Source organism: Anaerotignum sp. (assembly GCF_017483025.1).
Taxonomy (GTDB): Bacteria; Bacillota; Clostridia; order Lachnospirales; family Anaerotignaceae; genus Anaerotignum_A.
The window spans coordinates 120469-144449 of sequence record NZ_JAFUMA010000066.1 but is presented as its reverse complement, the minus strand read 5'-3'; the positions used below and the strand labels follow the sequence as shown (position 1 = coordinate 144449).

General features: G+C 47.1%; 20 protein-coding genes, 2 pseudogenes and 1 riboswitch. Of the genes and pseudogenes, 17 read left to right on the top strand and 5 right to left on the bottom strand.

The features are described 5' to 3' along the window. The 4 genes and pseudogenes from IJ369_RS06170 to IJ369_RS06155 form a co-directional block, all read left to right on the top strand. Positions 1-320, top strand: a 320-nt coding sequence (locus IJ369_RS06170) for a PLP-dependent transferase (RefSeq protein WP_290717262.1), incomplete at its 5' end; no start/stop codon positions are given. Between the two features lie 156 nt (positions 321-476). Next, complete coding sequence (locus IJ369_RS06165) at positions 477-1661, top strand: ATP-binding protein (RefSeq protein WP_290717260.1); 1185 nt, start codon at positions 477-479, stop codon at positions 1659-1661. 57 nt (positions 1662-1718) lie between these two features. Further along, positions 1719-2465: pseudogene (hydE, locus tag IJ369_RS06160) on the top strand ([FeFe] hydrogenase H-cluster radical SAM maturase HydE); the annotation flags it as partial. 64 nt (positions 2466-2529) lie between these two features. Next, on the top strand, positions 2530-3294 hold the full coding sequence (locus IJ369_RS06155; RefSeq protein ID WP_290717258.1) for a tRNA threonylcarbamoyladenosine dehydratase: 765 nt from the start codon (positions 2530-2532) through the stop codon (positions 3292-3294). An 80-nt stretch (positions 3295-3374) separates the two neighbouring features. Here IJ369_RS06155 and IJ369_RS06150 read toward each other — a convergent pair whose 3' ends face one another. After that, on the bottom strand, positions 3375-4238 hold the full coding sequence (locus tag IJ369_RS06150; protein WP_290717256.1) for an AraC family transcriptional regulator: 864 nt from the start codon (positions 4236-4238) through the stop codon (positions 3375-3377). A gap of 131 nt (positions 4239-4369) precedes the next feature. On the opposite strand from IJ369_RS06150, the pseudogene IJ369_RS06145 reads away from it, so the two are divergent. The 9 genes and pseudogenes from IJ369_RS06145 to ilvD form a co-directional block, all read left to right on the top strand. Continuing rightward, positions 4370-5089, top strand: a pseudogene (locus tag IJ369_RS06145) (aspartate kinase); the annotation flags it as partial. Positions 5090-5307: 218 nt separating this feature from the next. Continuing rightward, positions 5308-6402 (top strand): ComEC/Rec2 family competence protein, encoded by a 1095-nt coding sequence (locus IJ369_RS06140; protein ID WP_290717254.1) that lies wholly within the window; start codon positions 5308-5310, stop codon positions 6400-6402. Positions 6403-6414: 12 nt separating this feature from the next. Next, the gene (locus IJ369_RS06135) at positions 6415-6627 is read left to right on the top strand and encodes a DUF3006 domain-containing protein (RefSeq protein WP_290717252.1); all 213 of its coding nucleotides are present in this window, start codon (positions 6415-6417) and stop codon (positions 6625-6627) included. A gap of 139 nt (positions 6628-6766) precedes the next feature. After that, a complete protein-coding gene (locus IJ369_RS06130) occupies positions 6767-7459 on the top strand; it encodes an ATP-binding protein (RefSeq protein WP_290717250.1) in 693 nt (230 codons plus the stop codon). A 141-nt stretch (positions 7460-7600) separates the two neighbouring features. Continuing rightward, the gene (locus tag IJ369_RS06125; protein WP_290717248.1) at positions 7601-8365 is read left to right on the top strand and encodes a hypothetical protein; all 765 of its coding nucleotides are present in this window, start codon (positions 7601-7603) and stop codon (positions 8363-8365) included. 545 nt (positions 8366-8910) lie between these two features. Next, positions 8911-10572 carry a biosynthetic-type acetolactate synthase large subunit gene (gene ilvB, locus IJ369_RS06120; protein ID WP_290717246.1) on the top strand — a complete coding sequence of 554 codons (1662 nt, stop codon included), beginning with the start codon at positions 8911-8913 and terminating at the stop codon, positions 10570-10572. A 14-nt stretch (positions 10573-10586) separates the two neighbouring features. Next, positions 10587-11123, top strand: coding sequence for an acetolactate synthase small subunit (gene ilvN, locus IJ369_RS06115; RefSeq protein ID WP_290717245.1), 537 nt, complete (start codon positions 10587-10589; stop codon positions 11121-11123). Between the two features lie 61 nt (positions 11124-11184). Then, on the top strand, positions 11185-12180 hold the full coding sequence (ilvC, locus tag IJ369_RS06110) for a ketol-acid reductoisomerase (RefSeq protein ID WP_290717235.1): 996 nt from the start codon (positions 11185-11187) through the stop codon (positions 12178-12180). A gap of 76 nt (positions 12181-12256) precedes the next feature. Further along, positions 12257-13915: a dihydroxy-acid dehydratase gene (ilvD, locus tag IJ369_RS06105; protein WP_290717272.1), complete on the top strand. Its 1659-nt coding sequence runs from the start codon at positions 12257-12259 to the stop codon at positions 13913-13915. A 39-nt stretch (positions 13916-13954) separates the two neighbouring features. On the opposite strand, the gene IJ369_RS06100 is transcribed toward ilvD, so the two are convergent. Beyond that, positions 13955-15157 (bottom strand): ATP-binding protein, encoded by a 1203-nt coding sequence (locus IJ369_RS06100; protein WP_330612945.1) that lies wholly within the window; start codon positions 15155-15157, stop codon positions 13955-13957. A 219-nt stretch (positions 15158-15376) separates the two neighbouring features. Here IJ369_RS06100 and IJ369_RS06095 point away from each other — a divergent pair, with 219 nt between their 5' ends. From IJ369_RS06095 to IJ369_RS06085, 3 genes are read left to right on the top strand one after another with little or no spacing between them, the layout of a single operon-like run. Continuing rightward, a complete protein-coding gene (locus IJ369_RS06095; RefSeq protein ID WP_290717233.1) occupies positions 15377-16249 on the top strand; it encodes a methylenetetrahydrofolate reductase in 873 nt (290 codons plus the stop codon). Then, on the top strand, positions 16249-16914 hold the full coding sequence (locus IJ369_RS06090; protein WP_290717232.1) for a vitamin B12 dependent-methionine synthase activation domain-containing protein: 666 nt from the start codon (positions 16249-16251) through the stop codon (positions 16912-16914). The genes IJ369_RS06095 and IJ369_RS06090 overlap by 1 nt, the downstream gene beginning before the upstream one ends. 5 nt (positions 16915-16919) lie before the next feature. Beyond that, positions 16920-19334, top strand: coding sequence for a homocysteine S-methyltransferase family protein (locus IJ369_RS06085; RefSeq protein WP_290717231.1), 2415 nt, complete (start codon positions 16920-16922; stop codon positions 19332-19334). 28 nt (positions 19335-19362) lie between these two features. On the opposite strand, the gene IJ369_RS06080 is transcribed toward IJ369_RS06085, so the two are convergent. The 3 genes from IJ369_RS06080 to IJ369_RS06070 form a co-directional block, all read right to left on the bottom strand. After that, entirely contained in the window at positions 19363-19869 is a 507-nt protein-coding gene (locus tag IJ369_RS06080) for a hypothetical protein (protein ID WP_290717230.1), read from the bottom strand. Next, positions 19869-20258: a DUF4430 domain-containing protein gene (locus IJ369_RS06075; protein WP_290717229.1), complete on the bottom strand. Its 390-nt coding sequence runs from the start codon at positions 20256-20258 to the stop codon at positions 19869-19871. The genes IJ369_RS06080 and IJ369_RS06075 overlap by 1 nt, the downstream gene beginning before the upstream one ends. 61 nt (positions 20259-20319) lie before the next feature. Further along, positions 20320-20518: riboswitch (cobalamin riboswitch) on the bottom strand. Positions 20519-20557: 39 nt separating this feature from the next. Further along, complete coding sequence (locus IJ369_RS06070) at positions 20558-22582, bottom strand: S-layer homology domain-containing protein (RefSeq protein ID WP_290717227.1); 2025 nt, start codon at positions 22580-22582, stop codon at positions 20558-20560. A 213-nt stretch (positions 22583-22795) separates the two neighbouring features. Here IJ369_RS06070 and IJ369_RS06065 point away from each other — a divergent pair, with 213 nt between their 5' ends. Continuing rightward, the gene (locus tag IJ369_RS06065) at positions 22796-23965 is read left to right on the top strand and encodes a D-alanyl-D-alanine carboxypeptidase family protein (RefSeq protein WP_290717226.1); all 1170 of its coding nucleotides are present in this window, start codon (positions 22796-22798) and stop codon (positions 23963-23965) included. The last annotated feature ends 16 nt before the right edge of the window (positions 23966-23981 follow it).

Below are 23981 nucleotides of genomic sequence, written 5' to 3'. Positions count from 1 at the left end.
TGCCTGAACATCCCGATCATGCCCTGTATGAAAAATACTTCCCCAACGGAGGTGCAAGCATCTTTACATTCGAAATCAAGGGTGGTCAGGAAGAAGCGCACAAATTTATCGATAATCTGAAACTGTTCTCCCTGCTGGCAAACGTTGCTGACGTAAAGAGCCTGGTTATCCATCCTGCAACAACAACACATTCCCAACTGACAGAAGAAGAGCTGCTGGATCAGGGCATCAAGCCCAACACCATCCGCCTGTCCATCGGTACAGAACATATCGATGATATCATCGCAGACCTGCAGGGCGGCTTTGATGCAGTAAAATAAGAAACAGCGTAATTATAAAGGACTGCTGAATTTGAATAAAAAGCGGTGTAACCGATAAAGGATACACCGTTTTTTATGTTCAGATGTGTGATATACGGCTTTGAAAGAGTTTATTGCAATGAGACGGAGAATAGATAGTAAGGAAGGAATAATCATATGAAATTTATAACAGTTACAGAAATGGAAAGACTGGATCCTGCGGAAATCACAATCATTGATATTCGGAAACAAGAGGATTTCAAAAGAAATACAATGCCTCATGCAGTAAATATTCCAATCGAAAAATTTGAAGAAGGCTTGCCGGAATTGGATAAAACAAAGCTGGTATATGTTTTGTGCCATACGGGGGAAAGAAGCCAGGAGATTGCGAAACAGCTGGAGCAGGCAGGCTATGATGCAGCAAGTATTACCGGTGGTTATCGGGCATTTTTGCAGCTGCAGTTGAGCCGAATGATGGAACAGGAATGGAGCCTGGAAGAAAATCGAAAAGGGATTGAAAGAAGCCTGATCACCAAATTTCGAAAACCCATATGGAGAAAGTTTACAAAGGCGATACAGGAATATCAGCTGATTCAGGAAGGGGATAAAGTCGCTGTTTGCATTTCCGGCGGCAAGGATTCCATGCTGATGGCAAAATTGCTGCAGGAATTGCAGAGGCACGGGAAGATTTCTTTTGAACTGATCTTTTTGGTAATGAATCCTGGTTATAATCCCGATAACTGGAAAATCATTCAGGATAATGCAAAGCTTCTTGGTATTCCTTTGACCGTGTTTGAAAGTGATATTTTTAATATCGTTGCAGATATTGAAAAGAATCCCTGTTATTTGTGTGCCCGCATGAGGAGAGGGTATCTGTATTCCCGCGCAAAGGAACTGGGATGCAATAAAATTGCATTGGGCCACCATTTTGATGACGTCATCGAAACCATCCTTATGGGGATGCTCTATAGCGGAAAAGTGGAAACGATGATGCCCAAATTGCATAGTACCAATTTTGCAGGGATGGAACTGATCCGACCTTTGTATCTGGTCAAGGAAGCAGACATTATGGCATGGCGGGACTATAACAAGCTGCATTTCATCCAGTGTGCATGCCGATTTACGGAAAACTGTGCGACATGCGGTGGGGGCAGAGGCTCCAAAAGAGATGAAATGAAAGAGCTGATCGCCAAATTCCGCGAAACCAGTGATGTGATCGAATCCAATATCTTCAGAAGTGTTGAGAATATTAATCTGCGGAAGATCGTTGGATACCAGAAAGACGGACAAACGTATCATTTCCTTGATGATTATGAATCTTTGCGTGGTGCTGGAGAAAAAAACAATGAAGACAGTGATTGATAAATTTTTGAAATTACATCATCTCTCACAGGAGGAGTACGTAGAATTGCTTCAATACTGGGATACCGTACGTTTGTTTTGCAGGGCGGAGAAGACCCTTATTACACAGATGAAAGAATGGTAAAAATCATTCAGAAGATCAAAAAAGACTTTCCCGATTGTGCCCTCACACTGTCGATCGGAGAAAAATCGCATGAAAGTTATCAGCTGTTTCGAAAGGCTGGAGCCGATCGCTATTTGCTTCGTCAGGAAACGGCAGATGCAGCTTTGTATCGTTCCCTGCACCCGGAAGAGATGCATTTGGAGAAGCGAAAGCAGTGTTTGTATGACCTGAAAAAATTGGGATATCAGGTTGGCGCCGGCTTTATGGTCGGCGCACCGGGGCAAAGGTTATTTCAAATTGCAGAGGATCTGGTGTTTTTGCAGGAGCTGCAGCCACAAATGGTCGGAATTGGCCCTTTTATTCCCCATCATGATACGATTTATGCAAAAGAAAGGGCGGGAAGTGTCGAAATGACGCTGTTTTTGCTGTCTGTCATTCGCATTATGCTTCCGAAAGTGCTGCTTCCTGCCACAACGGCACTGGGCACTCTGGATCCGAGAGGAAGGGAAAAAGGGCTTGCAGTTGGTGCAAATGTGGTCATGCCTAATTTGTCTCCGGTAAAAAATCAGAAGCTGTATGCGCTTTATGATAATAAAATTTGCACCGGAGAAGAAGCTGCCGAATGCAGAGGCTGCTTGAGCAGGAGAGTAGCAAGCATCGGATACCGATTGGTTGAAGAGCGGGGAGATGCATTGCAGTAGATATATAGTTGGATATGAAAAGATATTGTAGAAATGAAACTTTGGCAGAGAAGGATTGGATGAAATGTTGAATCAATTTTCAAGAACGGAATTATTGCTGGGCAAAAAAGCCATGGAGGTATTGGAACATTCAAGAGTAGCTGTTTTTGGTGTGGGCGGCGTTGGCGGATACGCAGTAGAGGCTTTGGTCAGAAGCGGTGTGGGGGCCATCGATCTGATCGATGATGATAAAGTGTGTTTAACGAATCTGAATCGGCAGATCATCGCCACCAGAAAGACCGTCGGAAAATATAAAGTGGATGTTATGAAAGAACGGATTTTGGAGATCAATCCAAATGCCATCGTAAATGTGCATAAGTGTTTTTTCCTTCCGGAAACCAGAGATGCATTTGATTTTAGCCGGTATTCCTATGTGGTGGACGCAGTGGATACAGTGACTGCAAAAATCCAGCTGGTTCTGGAGGCAAAAGAGTCTGGTATTCCCATCATCAGCAGCATGGGTGCGGGAAACAAAATGAACCCTGCGGAATTGCAGGTTGCTGATATTTACGAGACATCCATCTGCCCGTTGGCAAAAGTTATGCGGAAAGAACTGAGAAAGCGGAATATTGAACATCTTAAGGTGGTTTATTCCAAAGAAAAGCCGATTCGCCCCATTGAGGATATGGCGATCAGCTGTAGGACCCATTGTATCTGTCCGCCCGGTGCGCAGCATAAATGTACAGACCGTAGGGATATACCCGGTTCAAATGCTTTTGTGCCGTCTGTGGCAGGGTTGATCATAGCCAGCGAAGTGATCAAAGACCTTACCAGAGAGACGAAAGTATGATTGCTTTCATGCAGATTTGACAGATGCAGATTGGCTTCGCAAACGAAACAATAGTAAAACCTGATGGGATATAGATCCCATTATTCATATGTTTCATCTGCCGGCGCAGAGTTGCCCTTTCGCCCGGTGGGCGTGGTGCCAAAGCGCTTGGAATAGGCCCGGGTAAAGGAGGAATAGCTGCGAAAGCCGGATCGGAAACAGCTTTCGGTGGCGGATACCCCTTGCCTGATCAGATCTCTGGCGTGGAACAGGCGGCGTTCCTGCAGATATCCATGGATGGATTGGCCTGTTTCCTGCCTGAACAGGCGCATCATGTGAAATTTGCTGATATAAAACTGTTCTGAAAGGGTTTCGATTTTGAGATCCTCTGTCAAATGGGTATCTATATAACGAAGGATATGCAAAATGCGGCTGTCGCTGGGGGTAAGGGGCCTTGCAAAAGAAGCTTTCGGATTTCTGAGATTGCGGGCGATCTCTATCAAAAGGCGCAGCAGCAGGCTGTTGCTTAGAATGACTCTGCCGAAATTTTCTTCCGCCAGTTCCTGTTCCAGGGCATCAGATAACATCCATATGGCCTCTTGTTCCTGTTCCCCCAGATGCAAAACATATCCGTTCTCCCCGTTGAAAATATCTTCCAGCTGGCAGTCCGGCGTAGATTGCTGCCGTAGAAATTGGGGAGAGATATAGATGATGATGCGTTCATAAAGGAAGCCCTTTTCAAATTCGGGACGATGGACACAGTTGCTGCCGATCAGTACGGCATTGCCTGCCTGCAGATTATATCGCTGCCCCTCCACAGTATAGCTGCCGTTGCCGCAGCGCAGCAAAAGAAGCTTGCAGAATTCATGGTAGTGGTAATCTATATTCGTTCCTTTTTTATCTTTCAGATGGAATAAGCGGAAATCATCTAATAAGTATCCTCGTTTTTCGTATCCTGTTTCCATAATTTCCTCCTCTAAAATAGCACTATTTGCAATAATGATAGCATATTTCCTGTTTAGTTTGCAAGAGATGCGGAGTAAAATGGTATCAGAGAATAAAAAAGTCCGGTTCGGAGATGAAGGAGTGTGGAACCATGTTGATCGTGAAAAAATTTGGCGGAACATCGGTGGCAAATAAAGAACGTATTTTTCATGTGGCAAAAAGATGTGCAGAAGAATATAAAAAAGGAAATGATGTGGTAGTAGTTTTATCTGCCATGGGGAAATATACGGATGAATTGGTGGATATGGCAAGGGATATCAACGAAAACCCTTCGGAAAGAGAAATGGATATGCTTTTTACCATCGGGGAGCAGATGTCTGTGGCGCTGATGGCCATGGCCTTCCACAAGCTGGGGCTTCCTGCGGTTTCTTTGAATGCGTTTCAGGTGAAAATGCATACCACAAGCGTTCATGGAAACGCCAAAATCACAAATATTGAAACAGAACGTATCCGTGCGGAACTGGCGCAGAAAAATATTGTGATCGTGACGGGGTTTCAGGGAATTGATGAAAATAATGATTATACGACCCTTGGCAGGGGTGGTTCGGATACGACAGCGGTGGCGCTGGCGGCGGCATTGCAGGCAGATGCCTGCGAGATCTATACAGATGTGGACGGGGTGTATACTGCTGATCCCCGAAAAGTACCCACAGCCAAAAAGCTGGATGAGATATCCTATGATGATATGCTTCGTATGGCATTGAACGGCGCTGAGGTGCTTCATAGCCGATGTGTGGAATTGGCGAAGAAATGCAATATTCCATTGGTGGTTCGTTCCAGTATGAATGATAAGGAAGGGACGATCGTAAGAGGAGAAGCGCTGGTGGTGTGATTATATATGTTGCAAAAGCAACATATGCGCTGCATATTTTTTAAAAATAAGGGTTTTTAGGGGGAAACAGGTATATTTCGGCACTCGATGTGAAATAAATGATACAAAAACAGTGTGACGCCTTTGTCGCACTGTTTTTGTATCGATTGAAGAATTGATCTGACTGGGGTATAATGAAACAGAAAGGAGAGATGAAAATGAAAGCAATGAAAAAATTAGCGTTGTTGTTAAGCCTGGTTTTTGCCGTAACGGGCTGCGGCGGGGGAGTATCTGTTGACGCTGCGGAAAATGACACACAGCAGAAGGCTGTGGCAAATCTGGACGGAGCTGCAATTCTGACCGTGCATTATATCGATGTGGGACAGGCAGATTGTGCGCTGCTGGAGTCTGATGGACATTACATGGTCATTGATGGGGGGGACAATGGAGATGCAGACACCATTGTATCTTATCTGGAAGAGCAGGGCGTAAAGAAGCTGGATGTCGTGGTGGGGACCCATCCCCATGAGGATCATATCGGCTCTCTGGATGCTGTTATCAACAATTTTGATGTAGATGCAGTATACATGCCCAAGATCATGCATACCAGCAAGACCTTTGAAGATGTGCTGGATGCGATTTCCAACAAAGGGCTGAAGATCAAGGCGCCCAATCCCGGCGATACCTTTTACTTCAATGGCCTGGAGGTAGAGGTGCTTGGTCCTCAGCAGGAATACAGCGATTTCAACAATAATTCCATCGTGCTGAAGGTGACGGCGGGTGAGACGAAATTCCTTTTCACAGGGGATGCAGAAGCACTGGCGGAGGAAGATATCCTGAATGCTGGGCATGATGTACAGGCGGATGTGCTGAAGGTGGGTCATCATGGCAGCAGCACTTCCAGTTCTCAGGAATTTTTGCAGGCAGTTTCCCCTGATTTTGCAGTCATCAGCGTAGGCACCGGAAACAGCTATGGCCATCCCGAAGAGGAAACGCTGGACAGACTGGAAAGCATGGGCGTGGAAATTTATCGTACAGACCTGCAGGGCACGATCATCTGTAGCACTGACGGTAAAAATATCACATTCAACGCAGTCAGCACCAATGCGGGCGGCGAAAAAACAGAGACTGTCAATGCTTCTGTAACCACCGAGGCGGAACCTGCAGAAATTTTTATCGGCAATAAAAATTCGAAAAAATTCCATAAGGAGGATTGCGCTTCTTTGCCTGTTGAAAAGAACAGAGTGACACTGGAGAGCCGAGAAGAGGCGATCGCCCTGGGCTATGAACCCTGCGGTTCCTGTAATCCATAAGGAGGGAAGACGATGGCTCATATCGTAGATAGATTTGAAGGGGACTATGCCATCTTGCTGGAAGGGGATGCGGCACTGGAGGTTGTGAAAGCTGCCCTGGCGGAAGGCATCGCGGAAGGCGATGCAGTTTCCCTTGGGGAAGATGGTATCTGGCGGAAGGATACGGCAGAAACAGAAGAGAGAAAAGAACGCATCGCAAAGAAAATGAAAGCTTTGTGGGAATAAAGAAAAATCAGAACGGCATGAGAATGAAAAAATTTTCATGTCGTTTTTCTTTTTGTTGTTTTAACAACATACAAAAGATGCAAAGCGTTATATACTTAATTCAACAAAGCGAGAGAGTAGACCTGAGGAGGAATGGAATATGATTAGAAGAATTATTGAGATCAACGAAGAAAAATGTATCGGCTGTGGTCTGTGTGCCCAGGCTTGCCATGAAGGTGCCATCGGTATGGTAGACGGCAAGGCGAAATTATTGAGAGATGATTACTGTGATGGCTTAGGCGACTGTTTGCCTGTCTGCCCTGTGGATGCCATCAAATTCGTAGAAAGAGAAGCGGCAGCTTATGATGAAGAAGCGGTAAAGGCAAATCAGGCAAAGAAAGCCCAGGCTTGCGGCTGTGCTGGTTCTATGGCGAAAGCTATCCAGAGAGAGGAACCTGCAGCCCCTGTACAGAGTGCCCCTATGCAGTCTCAGCTGAGACAATGGCCCGTGCAGATCAAGCTGGTGCCTGTGAAGGCTCCTTATTTTGACGGTGCGAACCTGCTGATCGCGGCAGATTGTACAGCTTATGCCTATGCCAATTTCCATCAGGAATTCATCCGGGGAAAAATCACAGTAGTTGGCTGCCCTAAGCTGGATATGGTGGATTATTCCGAAAAGTTGGCGGAGATCATCCGTCAGAATGACATCAAGAGCGTGACAGTGGTGCGTATGGAAGTGCCTTGCTGCGGCGGCATTGAAAGAGCGGCGGTTACAGCTCTGCAGAACAGCGGGAAATTCATCCCCTGGCAGGTAGTGACCATTTCTGTAGATGGCCGCATCGTGGAAAGATAAAATGAAAGGAAAAGAAAGACGGTATGGTTTTCATATCGTCTTTTTTTACATAAGAAAAAAGGAGTTTCGGAAAGCGGATTTTGTGATACAATTTGATTTGGAAAGATTTTTGTCTGAATTTGACGAAAGGGCGTTTTGGATATGAACGAGAGAACAGCGACAAATTTGGTCGCGGTAAAAAAGAAAATTTCTCCCATGCGGAAGAATTATATCGCAAGATTCATTGGGCGCTGCATCGTCCTTTGCCTGAGTATTCTGTTTGCTTTTCAGGATCCTGCAGTATTTGCACCCCTGGAGGCGGGAGGTTTTTTCTGCCGTTTTTCCCTGCTGCATATCCTGTGGCTGGTGTGGATGGGGGATATGCTGCTGCAGATGGTCTATGTGAAAAAGCATGTGCCTCTGGGATCTCAGAAGCTGTTCCGTCAGAGATATCTCCCTGCAAAGGGCGGCTTTGATGCAGATGGCCTGCGAAACTACATCAGGGAAAGAACAAGATCGGCCTATCAGGTGTTTCTTATCTATGGTCTGGGCATTGGGGCCCTGGGACTTTTCAGGCATCTGGAGTTCATCGGCGATATCAGCCTGCTGATCGTATGCATTTTCTTTTATGTATGCGATCTGATCTGTGTGCTGATCTGGTGCCCGTTCCGTATTTTTATGAAGACCCGCTGCTGCACAGAATGTCGCATCTTCAACTGGGATCATTTGATGATGTTCAGCCCATTGCTCTTTGTGGATGGTTTTTTTGCCAGAATCCTTGTGGTGATGGCAACGGCGGTATTTATCTTATGGGAATACAGCATTATGGCCTATCCGGAGAGATTCTGGGAAATGTCCAACGAAGCCTTGAAGTGTTCCAATTGTACGGACAAGCTTTGCAGCCAGTATTGCGGAAAAAGAAGATAAGAGCAATGCGGATATGCGAAAAGGAGAGACCTTCGCAGACAATGTGTCTTTTGCAGGAAAGAGCCGGAAGGGCGGCTTTTTCAGCTAGTCTTACATGTCTGAGGAGAAAAAATGGGGAGATAGAGCGGTGTTTAGGCGAAGAAATGGGAAGAACACACAGAAAAATTCATATTGTTGTTTGACAAGATAGAAAACCGGGAACCCCTGTAAAGCAAAGGCTTTGCAGGGATTTTTGTAAAAAGAATGGAAAATGAAGGTTGGTTTTTTGTGGAATTTTTGGAGAGAGAAAAGACAGATGTATTCCGAATGATAGAAAGTTCAAAAATAACGGATAACAACTGCCTTATTTATATGCGTTCATTTGGTTAAAATTACTTTTATGTATACATTAGACATGGCTTTGTATCTATTTTTGTACATAATAACAGGATTTTAGAACCATTTTTTCTGAATTGACAGGTGGCATTGAAAGGGTATAATGGTTGATATATCCTTATATTTTACGAAAGATATAAAGTAGGCAACAAAAGAGGGAGGGACCCAAGATGAAAAAGACAGGTGCCCAACTGATCCTTGAAATCCTAATGGAGCACGGCGTGGATACCGTTTTCGGCTATCCCGGCGGCGCAGCACTGAATGTATATGATGCGCTGTATGAATATCAGGATCGAATCAAGCACATCTTAACTGCTCACGAGCAGGGCGCATCCCACGCGGCAGACGGCTATGCCAGAGCCACAGGGAAAACGGGCGTTGTTTTCGCAACCAGCGGCCCCGGCGCAACAAACCTGGTGACAGGGATTGCAACGGCCTATATGGACAGCATTCCCATGGTAGCCATTACGAGCAATGTGACAAATAATCTGATCGGCAGAGATGCCTTTCAGGAAATATATATTACCGGCATTACCATGCCAATTACGAAGCACAACTTCTTTGTGAACCGCATTGAGGATCTGGCGGATGCCATGAGACAGGCGTTCCGCATTGCCCAGAGCGGTCGAAAGGGGCCTGTGCTTGTAGACGTAACAAAAGATGTGACAGCGGCACTGACAGAATATGTGCCCCAGGAACCCCTTCCCCTGAAGGAAATGCCCAAGGCAAGTGACAAAGAGCTGCAGCAGGTGGCGGAAGCCATCAATCAGGCAAACTGTCCTGTGATCTACTGCGGCGGCGGCACAGCCTCCAGACAGGCGGAAAAAGAACTGCACGACCTGATGGAAACAGCAGATATCCCTGCAGCTTATACCATGATGGCAGCGGGTATGGTTCCTTATAATGATGAAAGATGTTTAGGTATGATCGGCATGCACGGCAGTGTGACAGCCAATGAGGCACTGTTCCATGCAGACCTGGTGCTGGCTCTGGGTACCAGATTCAGTGACCGTGTTGCCTTGAATATTGAAAAATTCTCTCCCGGTGCAGTGAAGATCCAGGTGGACATCGACCCTTGTGAGATCAATAAAAATGTACCGGTAGATCAGTATATCGTAGGGGATGTGAAGGATTTCCTGGAAAGACTGCTTCCTCTGATCGAAAAGAAGAAACATCCCGAATGGCGCAGCCGCATCGCAGGCTGGCAGGAACAGCAGGAAAAGGTGGCATACCATGGCGAAGGTCTCCATCCCGGCAGACTGATCCGCGATGTATGCGACATGGTGGATAAAGAAACTATCTACGTCACAGACGTAGGCCAGCATCAGATGTGGGCAGCCCAGTATGTAAAGCATCAGGAAACAAGACATTTCCTGACCAGCGGCGGCCTTGGCACCATGGGCTATGGCTATGGCGCAGCCATCGGCGCCCAGGCAGCTTTTCCTGAAAAACGTATCGTCCACTTCACAGGCGATGCATCCTTCCATATGAACCTGAATGAAGCCTGTACGGCAGTCAGCCAGGAAATGCCCATCATCACCATCATCTTCAATAATCAGGTGCTGGGGATGGTTTATCAGTGGCAGACAGCCTTCTACGGCAGACGCTATGCAGCAACGACACCCGAAAGAAAAACTGATTTCGTGAAAGTCATCGAAGGCTTTGGCGGCAAAGGTTTCCATGTGGATACAGAAGAAGGCTTCAAGGAAGCGTTCAAACAGGCGATGCAGGAAACAGGTCCCGTTTGGATCTGCTGTGATATCGACAGAGAGATCAAGGTATTGCCTATGATCCCCAACGGCGGCACTGTGGATGATATGATTCTGGAATAAGGAGGTGCAGGGACATGAAAACGATTACGGAGAAAAGAACTGTAAACAAAACGGTGATCTGCCTGATGGTAGAAAACCAGCCCAATGTGCTTGCACGTATTTCCAGTCTGGTTGGCCGCAGAAGCTTCAACATCAGCACTATCACTGCTTCTGAAACGAATATTGCAGGCATCACAAAGATCACACTGGTGGTCAATGGGGATGATGAAAATGTTCTGTATCAGATCATTGCCCAGATGGAAAAGCTGGAGCATGTGAGAGAGGCATATGTTCTGCAGGATACCAACAGCCTTTACAGAGAGCTGCTGTTGGTGAAGATCAAAGCAAGCCAGAGAGAAAGATCTGCATTGCATGAAATGACAGAGATCTACCGCGGCAAGGTGGTCGGCCTGAATAAGGAAAGCATGATCATCGAGCTGACAGGTTCACCCAAAAAGATCGACGGCTTCATGAGCATGCTGGAGGATTATGATATCATCGAGGTTTCCAGAACCGGCGTAACCGGTATGTCTCGCGATTCCAGCGAAGAAAAACACTTGACAGGAATTTGATCCCTATGGGGTTGAAGATACACATCCACAAAAGATAAAAACAAAAAAAGGAGAGATTTAAATGATTAACAAGTATTATGACCAGGATTGTAACTTAGGTATGCTGGATGGCAAAACAGTAGCCATCATCGGTTTCGGCAGCCAGGGCCATGCCCATGCCATGAACCTGAAAGAAAGCGGTGTTGACGTAGTTGTAGGTCTGAGACCCGGCTCCGCACACATTCCCAAGGCTGAAGCAGCAGGCCTGAAAGTTATGGACATTGAAGATGCAGCAGAAGCAGGTAATGTAGTAATGATGCTGGTTCCCGATGAACTGGCTCCTGCAATCTATAAAAACCAGATCGCGAAACACATGAAAGAAGGCGACACTCTGATGTTCGCTCATGGTTTCAACATCCACTACAGCCAGATCCAGCCTGCAGATTACCTGGATGTTTCCATGGTAGCTCCCAAAGGCCCCGGCCACATCGTAAGAAGCCTGTACACAAAGGGCAGCGGCGTTCCCTGTCTGATCGCTGTAGACCAGGATAAATCCGGTAAAGCAAAAGAATTTGCACTGGCTTATGCAGCAGCTATCGGCGCAGGCAGAGCGGGTATTCTGGAAACAACATTCAAGGAAGAAACAGAAACAGACCTGTTTGGTGAACAGGCAGTTCTGTGCGGTGGTGTTTGCGAACTGATGACAGCTGGTTTCGAAACGCTGGTAGAAGCTGGCTATGAACCCGAAATGGCTTACTTTGAATGTATCCATGAAATGAAACTGATCGTAGACCTGATCTACGAAGGTGGTTTCGACAAGATGAGATACTCCATCTCCAACACAGCTGAATATGGTGACTATGTAACAGGTAAACGTGTTATCACAAAAGAATCCAGAGAAGGCATGAAACAGGTTCTGGCTGAAATCCAGGATGGTACATTTGCAAGCACATTTGTTCAGGAAATGAACGCAGGCGGCAAAGCAAAATTCCTGGCATCCCGCAGAAAAGCTGCAGATCATCAGCTGTGCCACACAGGCAAAGAACTGAGAGAAATGATGAGCTGGCTGAAAAAATAAGTAACATACATAGGGCGGGTCTTCATAGACCCGCTATTTTTTTATAAGATACAAAGGAGGAAATCGAATGAAGGAACTGAGAAGCGCGCAGGTGACCCAGGGCGTGGAAAAAGCTCCCGCAAGAAGCCTGTTTCATGCTATGGGCTATACAAAAGAAGAACTGGACAGACCTTTGATCGGCGTAGTCTCTGCCCATAGCGAGATCGTTCCCGGTCATTTCAATCTGGATAAGGTGACAGAAGCAGTCAAAGCCGGCGTACGCATGGCAGGCGGTACACCTATCATGATTCCTGCTATCGGTGTTTGTGATGGTATCGCTATGGGTCATGTGGGCATGAAATACAGCCTGGCAAGCCGCGAATTGATCGCAGACAGCGTGGAGACCATGACAATGGCCCATGCACTGGATGGTCTGGTTCTGGTGCCCAACTGCGATAAGATCGTACCCGGTATGGTCATGGCGGCAGTACGTATGAATATTCCCGCTGTGGTTTGTTCCGGTGGTGCTATGATGCCCGGTCTGGTGGACAATGAAGAAGTCAGCCTGTCCAAGATGTTCGAAGCAGTAGGCGCAAGAAAAGCCAACCTGATCGATGATGCAAAGCTGCAGGAATATGAAACAAATACCTGCCCTGGCTGCGGTTCCTGTGCTGGTATGTATACAGCAAACAGTATGAACTGTCTGTGTGAAGCCATCGGTATCGCTCTGCCTGGTAATGGTACCATCCCCAATGTTTCCAATGGTCGTATGCTGTTGGCAAAACATGCAGGCATGGCCATTATGGAACTGGTGGAAAAGGATATCAAGGCAAGAGATATTATTAACACAAGAAGCATTTACAACGCTGTAGCCTGCGACATGGCTCTGGGCTGCTCTTCCAATAGCGTACTGCATCTGTTGGCCATCGCAAACGAAGCGGGCGTAGATCTGGATCTGGATATCTTCAATCAGATTTCCAATAAAGTACCTAACCTGTGCCATCTGGCTCCTGCAGGTTCCACTCATATTTCCGATTTGAACAGAGCCGGCGGCATTGCAGCAGTACAGGCGGAACTGGCGAAAAAAGGTCTGCTGGATCTGGACGTTATGACAGCAACAGGGAAAACTCTGGGCGAAAATATCAAAGATGCTCATGTGAAAGATTATAACCTGATCCGTCCCATCGATGATCCCTATAGCGAAACAGGCGGTATCGCTGTTCTGTGGGGCAATATCGCGGAAGATGGCTGCGTTGTGAAGAGAAGTGCCGTTGACCCTGAAATGCTGCGTCACGAAGGCCCTGCCCGCGTATTCGACAGCGAAGAAGAAGCTATCGAAACCATCTATGCAGGCGGCATCAACCCCGGCGATGTCGTAGTCATCAGATACGAAGGCCCCAAAGGCGGCCCCGGCATGCGTGAAATGCTGAATCCTACCAGCGCACTGGCAGGCATGAAGCTGGATAAATGCGTTGCCCTCATCACAGATGGTCGTTTCAGCGGTGCCAGCCGTGGCGCCTCCATCGGTCATGTCAGCCCTGAAGCAGCAGCAGGCGGTACATTCGGTCTGCTGAAGGAAGGCGACATCATCGAAATCGATATCCCTAACAATAAAGTAAATGCGAAAGTCACCGATGAAGAATTTGCGGCAAGAAGAGCGGCTTACGTTGCCCCTGCGCCCAAGATCACAACAGGCTGGCTGGCAAGATATGCGAAACTGGTTTCCTCTGCAAACACAGGTGCAGTTATGAAATAAAAATAAAAAAAGACCCGAAAGGGTCTTTTTTTATTTGCATCAGAGTTTTGCCATCTGTGTTTCCACGAAATGCTTTGCTGTTCTGGGGCTTCTGCCGTTCTGGCGGATGGCAAAGGCTTCTGCTTTGGTGCAAAGTTCTTCTTCTGGCATTTCCAGACCATAATCCTTTGCCAGATGCTTCACGATGGAAAGATAGCCGTCTTTGTCGGGTTTCTGGAAGGTGATGGTCATGCCAAAACGGGCGGACAGGCTCATCAATTCCTGCAGGGTATCGTTCAGGTGGATATCGTCTCCGCTGCGTTCGCCCATGGTCTCTTTCACCAGATGGCGGCGGTTGCTGGTGGCGTAGATGACCGTATTTTTCGCGCAGGCGGTCACACTGCCTTCCAGTGTGGCTTTCAGGGCGGAAAAATGCTCGTCATTGCCTGTAAAGCTCAGATCATCGATGAAGATAATGAATTTCAGAGGGTTTTCTGCAAGCTGTTCCAACAGATTGGGCAGGCGGAAGAGTTGGCTTTTCTTTACCTCGATCAGGCGCAGACCCTGATCCTGTAATTCATTTGCCACGGCCTTGATGGTGGAGCTTTTGCCTGTACCGGCATCACCATAGAGCAGCAGATTGCTGGGAGTGCCTCCGTTCAGCAGGGCTTCTGTATTGCGCATCACGATGCCAACTTCTCTTTCATAGCCGGAGAGCTGAGCAAGAGACTGAGGATCGGGGTGTTTTACAGGCTGCAGGCCATCAGCGCCAAAGGAAAATGCATGGTATTTTGTGAAAACGCCATAGCCTTTTTTAGGAGCGTCAGTGATGCGTTCGGCATAGGCAGCATAGAAATCCAGAGGTTCTGTTTCCCAATCGGGCAGGAAGGCAGCGATTTCTTCGGACAGGGATGCTTTTGCATCCTTAGAGGAGAAGGACGCCAGTTCTGTGAAAAATTCCAGTTCTTTCTGAACTGCGCGGGAAATTTGGACAGGGCAGGCTTCGCCGCGGGCCGCAGAAAGCAGGAAACGGTTTTCATCATTCAGCACCAGTTCCAGCAGGGCGCGGGGAAAGTCCACATCCCGCTCAAACAACGTGGAAGTAAAAGCACCATAAGCGGAGACGAGAGATTCCATTTCTCCGTTTTCACAGGCGCAAAGCAGCGCCTGCAGCCGCTGCAAAAGGGTATCGTTCAACAGGCTGCGGAAGACCGTCAGGCCGTTTAATTTCTGATTGTAAAGTTGGTAAGAATTCGTCTGCATGAGCATCCCATCCTTTCTTTTTCTTTTGTATGGATAATAATTTAGTATAGCACTGGGGTGTATAAAAATCAATACATTCGAATGGCAGAATAAATTATATTGTTTTGCTGGGATTTTCGTATCCCTCTTGCGTTTTGTGGAGAAATAGGAGTATAATAAATCAAATATGCATTTGGAAATAATATCAAAAAAAGATACATAGAAAGAGTGGAAAGATTTATGAAATTAACAGAACTTTTTGCAAAAGACACAATCAATTTATCCTTTGAAGTATTCCCCAACAAAAAGCCTGAAAATCTGGAAAGCGTAAAAGCGAAAGCAGCTCAGATTGCAGCACTGAAGCCTGCTTTCATGAGCGTAACTTACGGTGCAGGCGGCGGCACAAGCCGGTTCACACTGGATATCGCAAAAAATATCAAAGACAACTGCGGCGTGCCCGTTCTGGCCCATCTGACAGGCGTTTCCTCCACAAAAGAGGTCGTAGCCCAGAGAATCGAAGAACTGAAAGCGGCAGGCATCCAGAACATCATGGCTCTGCGCGGCGACCTGACACCTGAAATGGAAGGTCAGGACAGAAGCGGCTGGGCATACAGATATGCCATCGACCTGATCCATGAACTGAAGGAAAAAGGCGATTTCTGCATCGGCGGTGGCTGCTACCCTGAAGTACACCCCGAAGCTGCAAATATGGCAGAAGATATGAAACACCTGAAAGAAAAAGTGGATGCAGGCTGCGACTTCCTGACAACACAGATGGTATTTGATAACGGTATGTTCTTCAGCTACCTGTATAAACTGCGTGAAAATGGTATCATGGTTCCTGTTATTCCCGGTATCATGCCTATTACACAGGCAAAACAGGTAGAAAGCTCCATCAAGATGTCCGGTTCCTTCATGCCTCAGAAATTCAGAACACTGGTGGATAAATTCGGTTATAATGATGCAGCAATGAAACAGGCTGGTATCGCCTATGCAACAGAACAGATCATCGATCTGTATGCAAACGGCATCAATAACGTTCATGTTTATTCCATGAATAAGCCTGATGTTGCAGAAGCCATCATGCGCAACGTGAAGGATATCCTGGGCTGATGATTAGCGTAAAGAACTATCAGGCACCTGCTGTCAATGAACGGGAATGTCTGCGTTATGCAGGCTGTAATTTCAAGGAGGCATCAGTAGAAGAGAGACAGCTTTTTGAAGTCTGCCTGGCAGAAGTGGAAAGAAAATTGACCTATAAGGTCTGCTGGGGAAGATTCCCTGTAAAAAAGGATGGGACAAAACTGGATCTTGGCTTTGCCAAAGTGGACTCAGTTGGATTGGCGAAAAATCTGGAGGGCTGTGAGGAGATCATCCTGTTTGCAGCCACCATTGGGCTGGAACTGGATAGAATGATCCGCAGATATACCAGCCTTTCTCCGGCGAAGGGGTTATTTTTTCAGGCTATTGGCGCAGAGCGGATCGAAAGTCTTTGCGATGCTTTTTGTGCGGAAATGAAAGAAGCCCTTGCGGCAGAGGGAAAATATCTGAAACCTCGATTCAGTCCCGGTTATGGTGATTTGCCCTTGGAACTGCAGAAGGATATTTTCCGTGTGCTGGATTGCCCCAGAAAAATCGGCCTTACCCTGAACGAAAGCCTGCTGATGAGCCCGACCAAATCTGTAACCGCTATCATCGGCATTGGCAAAGAAGAATATAAGATTGATAAAAATAAATGCGGCGCATGCGGGAAAACTGACTGCGCTTACAGAGGATGAAAACTATGAATGTTTTAGACTATTTGAAAAACAATATCGTATATATGGACGGCGGCATGGGCACGCTGCTGCAGGCAGAGGGCTTACAGCCCGGTGAACATCCCGAACGCTGGAATTATGAACACCCTGAAGTCATCATCAAGCTGCAGAAGGGCTATTTTGATGCAGGCACAAATATCATCAACGCCAATACCTTTGGCGCAAACAGCCTGAAATTCGATGCCGAAGAGCTGGAAGAAATCATTAGATGTGCCATCGCCAATGCAAAAGCGGCGGCGGCAGCCAGCACGGGCAAACAGGAAAAATTCGTTGCCCTGGATATTGGCCCTACTGGCAGACTGCTGAAACCCTATGGCGATTTCGATTTTGAAGAAGCGGTGGCAGTTTTTGCGGAAACCGTGCGCCTGGGCGTGAAGCATGGCGCAGATATGGTATTCATCGAAACCATGAATGACAGCTATGAAACAAAAGCGGCACTGCTGGCGGCAAAGGAAAACTGTGACCTGCCCGTATTCGTTTCTAATGCCTACGGCGAGGACGGCAAGCTGATGACAGGGGCTTCCCCTGCGGCTATGGTTGCCATGCTGGAAGGCATGGGCGCCGATGCCATTGGCGTAAACTGCTCCCTTGGCCCCAAAGCGCTGGCACCTATCGTGGAACAGTATCTGGAAAAGGCTTCCGTCCCTGTGGTGCTGAAACCTAATGCAGGTCTGCCCAGAGATGTGGATGGGAAAACAGTATTCGATGTTCTGCCCGATGAATTTTCCGATGATGTAGCAGAAATGCTGAAAAAAGGCGTACGTATCGTTGGCGGCTGCTGCGGTACCACACCTGCATACATCAAAGCAGTGACAGACAAAACAAAAGATATGTCTCCGCTGCCTATTGAAAAGAAAAATATCACATGCGTGTCCTCTTATACCCATGCTGTGGAATTTGGCGCATCTCCCATTCTGATCGGCGAACGCATCAATCCCACTGGCAAAAAACGCTTCAAACAGGCCCTGGTGGAAAATGATATCGACTATATCCTGAATGAAGGCCTGGCACAGCAGGAAAAAGGCGTGCATATCCTGGATGTGAACGTAGGCCTGCCTGAAATCGACGAAGTGGAAATGCTGAAAAAAGTTTCCTTCGAGCTGCAGGCTATCATCGACCGGCCTCTGCAGATTGATACTACAGATATCGCTGCTATGGAACAGGCATTGAGACGCTACAACGGCAAGGCGATGATCAACTCCGTCAACGGCAAGGAAGAAAATATGAAGGCCATCTTCCCACTGGTGAAGAAATACGGCGGTCTGGTGGTTGCTCTGACGCTGGATGAAGGCGGCATTCCTGCAACAGCGGCGGAACGCGTTGCCATTGCGGAAAAAACCCTGAAAACAGCAGAAAGCTATGGCATCGAAAAGAAAGATATCATTTTCGATACACTGGCTATGGCTATCAGCGCAGACCCCAATGCAGCAAAAGCGACCGTAGATTCTCTTCATGAAATCAAGCATCGCCTGGGCTGCCATACATCCCTGGGCGTTTCTAATATTTCCTTTGGCCTGCCCAACAGAGATTTCGTGAACAGCACATTCTTTGCGATGTGTCTGGAAAATGGTCTCTCTGCGGCCATCATGAACCCCAATTCCGCGGATATGATGAAGACATATTACGCATATCGTGCCCTTCATGGTCTGGATGAAAACTGCGGGGATTACATCAACTTTGCATCCAATTTTGTTCCGGCGACAGCAACAGCTGCGACAGCAGCCCAGCCCGATGCATCTTCTGAAGAATATAAATCCGCTTTGCAGAAAGCAGTCGTGAAAGGCCTGAAAGACCAGGCGGGGGAACTGACAGCGAAGTTGCTGGAGGAAACAGCCCCTCTGGAGATCGTGCAGAATGAGATCATCCCTGCCCTGGATATCGTAGGCAAGGGCTACGAAGCAAAGACAGTATATCTGCCTCAGCTTTTGATGGCGGCGGAAGCGGCGAAGAGTGCCTTTGAAAAGATCAAGGCGGCTGTTTCCAGCGAAAAGGGTGAAAGCACAGCGAAATGCAGCTTCGTTCTGGCGACAGTAAAAGGTGATATTCATGATATCGGTAAAAATATCGTAAAGCTGCTGTTGGAAAACTACGGCTTCGATGTGACAGACCTGGGCAGAGATGTTGCGCCCGAGGTCATCGTGGAAGAGGTAAAGAAACAGCATGCGCCCCTGTGTGGTCTGAGTGCCCTGATGACAACGACAGTGCCCGCTATGGAAGAGACCATTAAGCTGATGCGTGCAGAAGCGCCCTGGTGCAAGGTAGTCGTTGGCGGCGCAGTCCTGACACAGGATTATGCGGATAAGATCGGTGCAGATAAATATGCCAAGGACGCCATGGAAGGTGTGCGTTATGCGGATGAAATCAACGCAAACCTGAAATAAGAGTAATGAAAAAAAGCCTTGAGTATTTTCAACTCAGGGCTTTTATTTTTATTATTTTTTCCAAAAGGCAGTATAATGGCTTGAACAGCACCAGACACAGCGCTACATTGCCGATGCAGTGGGTGATATCAAACCCCAGACCGGATACCCAGTAGGAGAAGGCCGCTGCGGGGCCGCCTGTGAGAAGATAGGGCAGGGTGCAGAGAGTGCCGAAGGAAAGACCGAAGAACCCGGAAACGATGCTCCAGAAAACCGCAGAACGGTTGTTTCTCAAAGGCATGCAGGCCAGTGCTAGTACAGTCCAGACATAGAGGTAATTGAAGAACCACATACCGAATCCATACAGAAATCCTTCCAGAAAAACGAAACAGTAGATCATCCAGAAAACTTTCCTGCCAAAAAAGATGGTATACAGGAGGATGAGCAAGCTGATGATTTCGATATTTGGCAGAAATGACATGATGACCTGTCCCATGAAAAGCAGGGCAGTCAGCACGCCCATCAATGCCAGGTCATAAACTTTGCTGCGTTCCATCAATAGCCCTCCGTCAGGGTCAGTTCGAATTGGTCGCCGTCCACAATAGGAGTGGTATCAGCGGAAGTGTTCAACTGTTCGCCGCCTTTGGTAATGCACCACCACTGCTGCTTGCTGTCGTCGGCAGTTTCTCCGTCAACGGATGTGATGAAGAGGCCGTACTGGCCCATTTCGCCATCCACCAGTTTATTTTCCAGCAGCACTTCGCCCAGATATTCTGCATCGGTTTGGTAAGTAAAGGTATTTTCGCTCTGGTCTGCGTGGATAACGATCACATCGATTTCCTTTGCGCCGGCTATGGTTTCCCCTTTATTCTGAGAATAGATCCTTCCTGCGGCAAAGCAGAGAACGAAAAGAATGGCTGCTAAAATCATGGTTTTTTTATTCATAAAAATCCCCTCCAATTTTCTTGAGGGAAACAAAAAGAAACCCCCAATTTATGCCTTTGGTTGTTTAGATATTTTTCCGGACGCGTATTCTGACTCGAGCCAAAAGCCTACTCAAAGTCCCTTCCCAGAGAAGCCTCCAGTGGTATATGACTTTTTTCGTTGCTCACACAGCAGGGATAAAACTGTTCCGGATTCGCACCGGATTCCTGTCCGTATCTATGGTTTCTTTATCATATCTCTCCGGGCAGATTTTGTCAAATAAAGAAAACCCCGCAAAATGCGGGGGTTGATCTTTAAAATTATGTAAGGTCAGCATCGATTTCTACGATGAAGCCGTCATCATCCAGTGTGATTTTCATTTCAAATACATCATCATCCAGATCTGTATCATCGTCATCCAGCCATACGTCATAGAAGTCGTACAGATTATCAATATTGTTCAGACCGTTTACATCGATATCTTTTGCATCGTCTTCCCAGTCTTCTTCTTCGTCTTCATCATCTCTGTCGTATTCTGTGAAGTAATATTTGAAGCTGTCTTCGCTCTTCTTGCCTTCCAGTTTCAGGTAGTCGTCGCCAAAGCCAACCAGATAGCCTTTTGTTACGGTTACTTTACCTGTGATTTCAGTTACCTCATCACCGTCAACGACCAGTTCTACTTCGATTTCCTTGCCATCTTTAAAGGCATAGTACAATTCTTCCCAGCTGTCCAGTTCAGTATCACCGTCCTGGATTTCGATTTCCACATCTTCTGTATCGGGGGCGTCATAGGTATCGCCGTCAACTTTGATGGAGCCTTCGTCTTCATCTTCGTCCCATTCGACCTTTTCTACTTCGCCCTCTACCTCTTCTTCAGCATCCTCTTCTTCTGTAGATGCAACGATCTTCGTGATGTAGTCATCATCATCCAGAGTCAGTGTTACATAGAGGTATTCATCATCTTCGTACAGGTCATACAGTTCTTCGAAATCTTCTGTTTTTCCATCGATCTTCACGGTCACGTCGCTGGTATCTTCTACTTCGTAGGTTTTGCTGCCGATTTTGATGGAGCCTTCTTCGTCATCTTCATCATAGCTCATGGATTTTACTTCGCCTTTGACGGCATCATCATCTTCTACAGAACCTACGATTTTTGTCAGTTTCCCTTTGCTGTTCAGAGTAACTTCTACTTCGATGGTTTTGTCATCCTCTTCGCATTCTTCGAACAGATCATACAGTTCTTCCAGATCGTATTCATCATCATCGATTTCGATATCTACATCGCCGGCGTCATCAATGGTGTAGGTGCTTGTTTTATTGATAACGATATAGCCGTCGTCGTCATCTTCATCGTATTTTACTTTTGTCAGTGTGCCTTCTGTTTCTTTTTCAGTTGTTTTCTCTGTGTCATCGGAGGTTGCCGCCAGTTTTGTCACGCGGGTGTTGCTGTCCAGTGTCAGAGTTGCTGTGATGGTGCCGCCATCCTTAAAGAGTGTCAGCAGTTCGGAAACGGAAGAGGAATCGCCGTTGAGCGTTACAGTAACACCGCTGGTGGAGAACAGATAGTAAGCGTTGCTGTTTTCAAAGTTTACATACAGGCTGTTCATATCCTTGATGGTACCGCTCTGGGAAGTAATAGTGGGCGTTACCACGGGCGCAGCCGCTTCATCCAGCACTTTATACAGATTGGAGACCAACACGGCTGTTTCTGTACGGTTCAGTGTGCTTTTAGGGTTGAATTTATTTGTATCATCGCCATTGACTACGCCAACTTCATTCAACAGTGCAACATAGGGCTTTGCCTCAGAGGAGATGCTGCCGTTGTCATTGAATTTGGTGGATGTTGCGTTAGCTGTATAAGAGGATACGCCTGTTGTCAGGGCACGGCCCAGAATAGTGACGGCCTGTTCTCTTGTAGCAGGCAGATTGGAGCCGTTTTTCATAAAGCTGCCTAGATTGGAGATGGAGATGATGCCTTCTTCCAGGCAGAAGGAAATAGCAGGATGTGCCCATTCGTGGATGCCATATGTAGTCAGAACGGTAGACCATTTTTCAGTGATGGAAGAATCGGAGGATGCCTTGCCTGTCTGGATCAGCAATTTATATGCCAGCTGACAGGATTCGGCCAGAGAAACGGAATCTCTGGGACGGAAATAGGATTTACCGTTGATCGTTTCCCCAACGACCAGGCCCAGTTCGGCCGCTTTATTGATAGATGTTTCTGCACCGGGCCAGGGCACCTGATTCATGTCTGCGAATGTGATTGCAGCGGCAGAAACAGGCTGGCAAGCCAACAGGGCAGCCAGTACAAAAGCAACGGAATGTTTTGCTTTATTGTATTTCATAGAGAAAGACCTCCTTTTTCTTTTCATAGATAATGACATTATATCAAAGTTGTAACAACTATATCAAGATTATATTATAAAACGAAGGGGTTTTTATTAAAATTCCATGAATTTAAGAAAGAATTAAGAAAGTCGACAAATTTTTTCGAAAGACATATCTTTTTTGAGGAAAACATACAGTGTCAGTAAGATGTTTTTGGGAGGAATGGGCGGATGAAAAAATACGGAAAGGGGTTTTTGGCGGCACTGATGACGCTGATTTTTGTGATCGGGTCGCTATTGCCTGTCTATGCAGAGGAGACAGACCCGCTGACGTTGGAAAGCAAAAGTGCGGTGCTGATGGATGCAGGAACGGGGAAGGTATTATACGAAAAGAACAGCCACGAAGCTATGCCCCCTGCCAGCGTGACGAAGGTGATGACCATGCTTTTGATCTATGAAGCAGAAGAGGCGGGGCAATTCAAATGGGAGGACAGTGTGCAGGTCAGCGAACACGCAGCCAGCATGGGCGGTTCACAGGTGTTTTTAGAGCCGGGAGAGAACCAGACAGCGGCAGATATGACGAAATGCATCGCCATTGCTTCTGCCAATGATGCGGCGGTGGCTATGGCAGAATTTGTGGCAGGCAGCGAAGAGGCTTTTGTGGAGCGGATGAATAAAAAGGCGGAAGAACTGGGCATGCAAGAGACTCATTTCGTCAATGCCTGCGGGCTGGATGTGGATGGACACGAGACCAGCGCCTATGATATCGCTCTGATGAGCCGGGAACTGATGACCCGTTTCCCTGAAATTCAGGAATACACCACCACATGGCAGGATACTATTGTACATAAGACCCGCAAGGGGGAATCTGAATTTGGCCTGACGAACACCAATAAGCTCATCAAATGGTACGAAGGAGCAACGGGGCTGAAAACAGGCTCTACCGGAAAAGCCCTTTATTGCCTTTCTGGCACGGCAGAGCGAAATGGGCTGCATCTGATCGGTGTTGTCATGGCGGCGCCTGATTTCAAGGTGCGCTTTCAGGAGACTATGAAGCTGCTGGATTATGGCTTTGCAAATTTTAGCGCCCAAAAGGGTCTGCCTGCGGGGCAGGAGATGGCAGAGATCCCCGTGACGAAGGGGATGAAGAATACTGTTCCTATAATAGTAAAAGAAGAAATTTCCATGCTTCTGAAAAAGGATGCAGGAAGCGATTGGGAAACAAGGGCGGAAACTTTACCCGGCATGGATGCCCCTGTGGCAGCGGGAGAAAAGGCAGGCGAACTGGTTTATCTCATCAACGGCGAGGAAGTGGGGCGAACGGATCTGGTAACAGCGGAAACGGTGGAAAAGGCCAATATCAATACCATGCTGCAGCGGATGCTTCGTCAGTGGTTTTAAGGGTGTCTAAGGCACC